The following is a 7,386-nucleotide window of genomic DNA, read 5'->3' on the forward strand; positions in this document are numbered from 1 at the left end:
GGTACACGCCCTCACCCCACCTCTCCCGAAGTTGGAGGACGCGAACCATGCGCGTGCATATCGGCACCATCCACCGGCGAGGTCACCGAAGAATCGTCGGAGCGCTGTCCGCGGCACTGCTGTGTACGGCAGGGGTCACCGCCCTGCCCGCCGCGGCCGACGCGCCCCGCACCCCGGGCACCATCGGCACCGCGCACACCAGCCGTACCGCCGCCGCGCCCCGGCTCCCCGACGGGCTCGCACAGACGCCCCCGATGGGATTCAACAACTGGAACTCCACCCACTGCCGGGCGGAGTTCAACGAGGAGATGGTCAAAGGCATCGCCGATCTCTTCCTCGCCAAGGGCCTCAAGGACGCCGGTTACCAGTACGTCAATCTCGACGACTGCTGGGCGCTGCCCACCCGGGACGGCAACGGCAAGCTCGTCCCGGACCCCCGACGCTTCCCGCACGGCATCAAGGCGGTCGCCGACTACGTCCATGCCAAGGGCCTGAAGTTCGGGATCTACACCAGCGCCGGCACCAAGACCTGCAACTCGGCCGGATTCCCCGGCGGCCTCGGGCACGAGCGGTCCGACGCCCAGCAGTTCGCCGACTGGGGCGTGGACTACCTCAAGTACGACAACTGCAATAACCAGGGCGTGGACGCCAAGCAGCGGTACCGCACCATGCGGGACGCGCTGAAGGCCACCGGCCGGCCCATCGTCTACAGCATCTGCGAATGGGGCGAGAACAAGCCCTGGGAGTGGGCGTCGGACGTAGGACATCTGTGGCGGACCACCGGCGACATCAGTGACTCCTGGTCGAGCATGCTCGGCATCGCCAAGCAGAACCTGCCGCTGGCGCCGTACGCCGGACCCGGGCACTGGAACGACCCGGACATGCTGGAGGTCGGCAACGGCGGCATGACCGACACCGAATACCGCAGCCACTTCTCCCTCTGGGCGATGATGTCCGCCCCGCTGCTGATCGGCTCCGACCTGCGCAAGGCGACCCCGGAGACCTTCGAGATCCTGTCCAACAAGGACGTCATCGCAGTCGACCAGGACGCCCTGGGCAAGCAGGCCACCGTGCTGAAGTCCGACTCCGGCCGCTGGACGCTGGTCAAGCAACTGGCCGACGGCGGCCGCGCGGTGGCCCTGTTCAACGAGACCGGCCAGCCGCAGCGGATCACCACCACCGCCCAGGACGCGGGCCTGCCGCAGTCCGCCGGCTACCGTCTGCGCGACCTGTGGCAGCACCGCGACACCCACACCGCCGGCACCATCTCGGCGACCGTCCCCGCCCACGGCACCACCGTCTTCCGCGTCACCGCCGACCAACGCTGGGCGAGTTACCCGCCGGCCGTCGAGACCGGCACCGACCGCGCCCCGCTCGTCGAGGCCGGCACCCCGGCCGCCGTGCGCTCCACCGTCCGCAACCTCGGCGGCACCCCCGCCAGGGACCTCACCGTGACGCTCAAGGCCCCGCAGGGCTGGCAGAACAAGGCCACCACGCCCGCCACCGCCCGTGCCCTGGCCGGCGGCAGGACGCTCACCACCAGCTGGCGGATCACCGCACCGGCCGGCACCGCGCCCGGCGCTTACGACCTGCCGCTCACCGCCGACTACCGCGCCCCGAACGGCGAGCGGGCCACCGCCACCCTGCCCGGTACGGCGCACGTCGTGGTGCCCCCACCGGCCGGGACCGCGTACGCCGCCGACCTGCCCTGGCTGACCGCCGCCAACGGCTGGGGCCCGGTCGAGCGGAACTCCAGCGTCGGGGAGAGCGACGCCGGTGACGGCCGGCCGATGAGCATCGGAGGCACCGGCTTCCCCAAGGGCCTCGGCGTGCACGCGCCCAGCGAGGTCAGCTTGTACACCGGCGGACGCTGCTCCGCCTTCAGCGCCCGGGTCGGGATCGACGACGAGGCCGGCGACCGGGGTTCGGTCCGCTTCGAGGTGTGGGCGGACGGCCGGCTCGTCACCTCGACCGGCACGCTCACCGGTACGGACGCCGCGACGGCCGTCAGCGCCCCGGTCAGCGGAGCCGAGACCGTCCGCCTCGTCGTGACCGACGGCGGGGACGGGATCGACTACGACCACGCCGACTGGGGTGACGCCAAGTTCAGCTGCTGAAGCGAGAGTTGGGCTGACAGCAGCTGTGGCGCCGGGCGGGCCCGCGGGGCGATGGCTCCCGGGCCTGTCCGGCACCGGCTCAGCAGGTCGGCAGCCCCGGGATCGGCTGGTCGTTCGCCCCACCCTTCAAATAGACCACGCTGACATAGACACCCGCGTTGCCGCTGTCGTCATCGGTCTTGGCCCACCACACGTTCGTCCACTTCCCGTACGTCTCGCGGCGGCCCAGATTCGCCTGGCAGTAGAAGTAGTTGGTGCCCATGTTCAGATGGCCGGCCTGCTGGAACGACGCGGTGTAGGAGTTCGCGGTGCGCCAGACGTCGCAGTTGGTCTTGCCGCCGCCGACGGACACGCACGACGAGGGGGCCGGCGTCGGATCGCCGCCGCTGCCGCCCGTCCCGCCGCCTCCGGACCCGCCGGAGGTGCCGTGCGCACCGCCCGAGCCGCTGCCGTCGTCCGTGCCGCCCTGCCCTCCGTCGCTCTGCCCACCCGAACTCCCGCCCGTGGCACCGGACTTGGGGTTCTTGGCCGTTCCACCGTCCGACGGGCTGCCCGAGGCGGACGGCCCGGCGTCCTTCCCGGCGCCCGCTCCCCCGGCCTTGCCCGCACCGCCCCCCTTCGCCTTCCGCTCCTCGCCGTCGCCCTGCCCCTTGCCCTCGTCCTTGCCGCCGTCGGCGCTCGGTGCACCCGGGCCGCCGGGCGTCCCCGCGGGCGCCGCCGACCGGCGGCCGCCGTCCGCGACGGTCTTGCTCGGCCCCCCGCCGACCAGCGCGTAGGTCACCCCGCCGCCGACGGCGAGCACGGCCAGCACCGCCGCCACGGCGAGCGCGACCCGGCGCCGCCCACGGGCGGGCAGCCGCGCGGTGTCCCCATCGGCGGAGCCGCCGCCCGGGGGCGGGTGCGCCCCGGTGGCACCGACGGGCGGACCGGCCACCACACCGGGCGGGTCGTACGCGGCCCCGGGAGCCGTGTACGAGAAGCCCGCGGACGGCGGGGAGACGGGGCCGGGAGCCGACGGATGTGGCGCGGGAACCGAGTGATGCGGAGTGGGAAACGAGGGCTGCGTGGCGGCGCCGGGGTGCGGGACCGGGTCGCCGGAGGGGGACGCTGCCGGGGGCTGCCCCTGGCCGCCGCCCTGCGCTCCCGGTCCGCTGACCCGGCCTCCCGGCGCGCCCCCGAGCCAACTGGCCGGGGGCGCGCCGGCGTCGGCCGCTCCCCCGCCGCCGGCACCGGCCTGCGGGCCGGCCCCCTGCGGCGACGGCGGCGGCGCGACCGCCCGGACATCCGTCGCCGTGAGCGGATGCGGCGCACCGGGCGCGGGCGGCAGGACGGGCTCGCGGCCCTCGGCGACCGCCTGAAGCAGGCTTCGGGCCTGCGCCGCGGACGGCCGGTCGGCGGGGTTCTTGGCCATCAGGGCGTACAGGACGGGAGTGAGCGGCCCGGCCCGCTGCGGCTCGGGCAGCGCCTCGGTGACGATCGCGGTGAGCGTCGACCAGACCGACGTACGGCGGAACGGCGCGCCGCCGCCCTCGACCGCCGCGTAGAGCGTCATGCCCAGCGACCAGATGTCGGAGGCCCGGGTGGGGTCCTGGCCCTGCGCCCGCTCCGGCGGCAAGTAGTCGAGCGAGCCGACCAGTTCTCCGCTGCGGGTGAGGTGGGTGGTCGCGCCGTCGCCGGGCGCCTCGATGCTGGCGATGCCGAAGTCGGTGAGCACCACCCGGCCGGCCCCGGGGCCCTGGCGGCCTGGGTGGTCCCCCCATCCCTCCAGCAGCACATTGCCCGGCTTCACGTCCCGGTGCAGGACGCCCGCCTGGTGGGCGGCGTCCAGCGCGTCCATGACCTGGGCGCCGATCCGCGCGGTCTCCCGGGGGTCGAGGGCACCGCGCTGCTCGAGGGCGTCGTCCAGCGACGGTCCGTCCACCAGCTCCATGACGATGACCGGCCGGCCGTCCTCGTCGATGACGTCGTGGACGGTGACCACGCCGGAGTGCCGGATACGGGCGGCGGCCCGCGCCTCGCGCTGCATACGGGTGCGCAGGTCGGCGAGTTCCGGGGCGGAGGCATCGGTGTAGGCGCGCAGCACCTTGACGGCGACCTCACGGCCCAGCACCTCGTCGACCGCACGGCAGACCACGCCCATGCCGCCGCGCCCGATCCGGCCCGTCACGCGGTACCGGCCGCCGAGCACCCGCCCGGTCAGATCGGCGTCCTGCCCCCGCCGGGGCCCGCTCGCGGCGGCCGCCGCGGGACCGGCTGGAGTGCCGGCGTCGGGAGTGCCGAGGGCGGGAGTGCCGGCGTCGGGAGTGCCGCCGCTCGCGGCCGCGGCATCCGGGGTGGCGCCCGCGGGACCGGAACCCGGCGCACCGCCCGCGGCATCGATTCCGCTCACACCGCCCGTACCGTGCGCGCTGTTCGGGCTGTTCGCACTGTTCTCGCTGTCCGCACCCTGGGCCTCGTCCGCCCCGCCCTGCTCACGCTCCCCCGGTGTCACCGTCGCCGATCCCCTCGATACCCGTATGTCTGCCTGTGCACCTGCGGCTGCTGCACCGGTACGCCGTCGCACCTCAGGCGTACGGCCCGGTCGGCAACAGGCGCGCGGTCGGCAACAGACTAAGGGGCGCGCGGGGGCTCGTGGGGGTGTCAGGGTGTGGGCACGAAGGCATCGAGACGGGACTGTTGCGCGGCGGCCGCGGCGGCGCCCACCACGCCGGCGTCCGTCCCCATCCGGGCCGGTACGATCGTCAGCCCCGCGGTGAACGAGAGCGTGGCATAGTCCCGCAGAGCCGCACGCAACGGGGCGAAGAGCACCTCTCCCGCGCCCGCAACTCCCCCACCGATCACGGCGATATCGATCTCGACGAGAGTGGCGGTGGCGGCGATCCCGGCGGCCAGCGCCTGAGCGGCCCGCTCGAAGGAGCGAACCGCTACCGGGTCTCCGGCACGCGCGGAGGCGGCGACGGCGGCGGCACTGACGTCCCCGTCGGGGCCCGGCAGCCAGCCGTTGGCCAGAGCCCGGCGCGCAATGTTGGGACCGCTGGCGATCCGCTCCACGCAACCGCGGGCCCCGCACGGGCAGGGGTCTCCGTCGAGGTCGACGCTGATGTGACCGATGTGCCCGGCGTTACCCGTGGGGCCGGGGTGCAGTCGCCCGTTGAGGACGAGCCCTCCGCCCACGCCCGTGGAGACCACCATGCAGAGCGCATTGGCGTGGCCGCGGGCGGCCCCCTGCCAGTGCTCGGCCGCCGTCATCGCCACCCCGTCGCCGACCAGCACGACCGGGCGGTCGCCGACGAGCGCCCGCACCCCGGCGACGAGCGGAAAGGCGCGCCAGCCGGGGATGTTCACCGGGCTGACCGTGCCGGCCTGCGCGTCCACCGGGCCCGCGCTGCCGATACCGACCGCCGCCACCCGCGCCCAGTCCGGCCCCGCGGCGAGCTCCCGGACCACCTCGGCCACCGCACGCATCACCGTCGCCCCGTCCTGATCGGCGGGCGTGGGCCGGGCGGCCCGTACGAGCAGTCTGCCGTGTGCGTCCACCAGAGCGCCGGCGATCTTGGTGCCGCCGATGTCCAAAGCTGCGCTGAGGTCCGTCTGCATCGGTGTGGAATCTCCTGGTGGGCCCGGGGGCCGGGGTACCGGCCCGGCGTGAGAACGCCAGTCTTCCCCCGATTGACAACGTTGTCTAGAGGCTATGCTCGACGCCACACCTCGACGCCGACAGAAACAGGGCCGTACCCGTGACCGACACCGCCCGAGGCACGTCCCGCCGCTATGGCACCCGCCCCACCATGAAGGATGTGGCGGCGCGCGCCGGGGTCGGCCTGAAGACGGTCTCCCGCGTGGTCAACGGCGAGCCGGGCGTGACCCCCGACACCGAACGCCGGGTACAGGAGGCCATTACCGCCCTCGGCTTCCGCCGCAACGACTCCGCCCGCATCCTGCGCAAGGGCCGTACGGCCAGCATCGGCCTCGTACTGGAGGACCTCGCCGACCCCTTCTACGGCCCGCTCAACCGCGCCGTCGAAGAGGTGGCCCGCAGCCACGGCGCGCTGCTGATCAACGGCTCCAGCGCCGAGGACCCGGTCCGCGAACAGGAGTTGGTGCTCGCGCTCTGCGCGCGGAGGGTGGACGGCCTGGTCATCATCCCGGCCGGCGACGACCACCGGTATCTGGAACCGGAGATCACGGCCGGGATAGCGACGGTGTTCGTGGACCGCCCGGCGGGCCAAATCGACGCGGACGCGGTGCTCTCCGACAACTTCGGCGGCGCCCAGGACGCGGTGGCCCATCTCATCGCGCACGGCCACCGGCGGATCGGCTTCATCGGCGACCAGCCGCGAATCCACACCGCACGGGAGCGGCTGCGCGGCTATCGCACCGCAATGGCCGCCGCGGGTCTGCCCGTTGACGACGCGTGGGTCTCGCTGGGCTCCACCGACCCCGGTCGGGTACGCGCCGCGGCGACCGCGATGCTGGACGCGCCGCAGCCCGTCACGGCGCTCTTCGCGGGCAACAACCGCGTCACCGTCACCGCCGTACGCGTCCTCGGTGAACGCCCGCGTCCGGTCGCGCTCGTCGGCTTCGACGACTTCGAACTGGCCGATCTCGTCCGGCCGGCGATCACCGTTGTCGCCCAGGACCCGGCGCGCATGGGCCGTACCGCCGCCGGTCTGCTCTTCCGGCGCCTCGACGGCATCATCGACCCGCCGCACCGCGAGGAGATCCCGACCCGCCTGATCGCCCGCGGCTCGGGCGAAATCCCGCCGACCGAGGACTGAGCGCACGAGACGGAGCAGCACCCCGAAAACCCGCGCCGCCCGCGTCACTCGCACGTCCTGCGCCACCCGCGCGATACGGCCGATGGCCGGGCGCCTCGCCGTACCGCACCCCACAGCTGGCGCACCGTCAACTCCCTTGCGAGCCCGCCACAACCTGACCTCATCAGCGCCCCCCGCCGTGGTCCCGATTCAACCCACGGCCATGCTCGCACGAGCCACTGACAACGCCGCGGGCCTGTGTGCGGCGACGGTGTACGACGCCCGCGTACGCCCACCGTTCCGGGCCGCGGCGGGGCGCACCTCGGGGCGTACCCCGGGGGCGGCGTGCCCAGGCGCGCGGACTTCCCGAGGGCCCGGGCCGGGGCTTTGCGGACGCGCGTGACCCGTCCTCCCCGCCCGTCATGCGACTTCCGCACGCCGATGGTGCGGGTGTCCGAACGCACGCGGCTCTCCCCCGCCCCCTCCCCCTCCTCCCCCTTCGGGGGAGGGGG

4 protein-coding genes are annotated in these 7,386 nt (G+C 74.3%); 2 read left to right on the plus strand and 2 right to left on the minus strand.

Translation table 11 applies throughout. The features are described from left to right. Positions 1-47 precede the first annotated feature (47 nt). Positions 48-2,117 (plus strand): NPCBM/NEW2 domain-containing protein, encoded by a 2,070-nt coding sequence (locus OO62_RS34485; protein WP_206738507.1) that lies wholly within the window; start codon positions 48-50, stop codon positions 2,115-2,117. A 79-nt stretch (positions 2,118-2,196) separates the two neighbouring features. Here OO62_RS34485 and OO62_RS34490 read toward each other — a convergent pair whose 3' ends face one another. Together OO62_RS34490 and OO62_RS34495 are read right to left on the minus strand one after the other, a co-directional pair. Continuing rightward, positions 2,197-4,317: a serine/threonine-protein kinase gene (locus OO62_RS34490; RefSeq protein ID WP_033271662.1), complete on the minus strand. Its 2,121-nt coding sequence runs from the start codon at positions 4,315-4,317 to the stop codon at positions 2,197-2,199. 440 nt (positions 4,318-4,757) lie between these two features. Next, the gene (locus tag OO62_RS34495) at positions 4,758-5,714 is read right to left on the minus strand and encodes an ROK family protein (protein ID WP_033271654.1); all 957 of its coding nucleotides are present in this window, start codon (positions 5,712-5,714) and stop codon (positions 4,758-4,760) included. Between the two features lie 140 nt (positions 5,715-5,854). Here OO62_RS34495 and OO62_RS34500 point away from each other — a divergent pair, with 140 nt between their 5' ends. Then, positions 5,855-6,895: a LacI family DNA-binding transcriptional regulator gene (locus OO62_RS34500; RefSeq protein WP_033271655.1), complete on the plus strand. Its 1,041-nt coding sequence runs from the start codon at positions 5,855-5,857 to the stop codon at positions 6,893-6,895. The last annotated feature ends 491 nt before the right edge of the window (positions 6,896-7,386 follow it).

The sequence above is a fragment of the Streptomyces lydicus genome, assembly GCF_000717345.1.
GTDB lineage: Bacteria > Actinomycetota > Actinomycetes > Streptomycetales > Streptomycetaceae > Streptomyces > Streptomyces lydicus.

Coding starts and splice junctions, on each gene's coding strand:
- OO62_RS34495 (WP_033271654.1), bottom strand. CDS start 5,714: ATGCAGACGGACCTCAGCGCAGCTTTGGACATCGGCGGCACCAAGATC.
- OO62_RS34485 (WP_206738507.1), top strand. CDS start 48: ATGCGCGTGCATATCGGCACCATCCACCGGCGAGGTCACCGAAGAATC.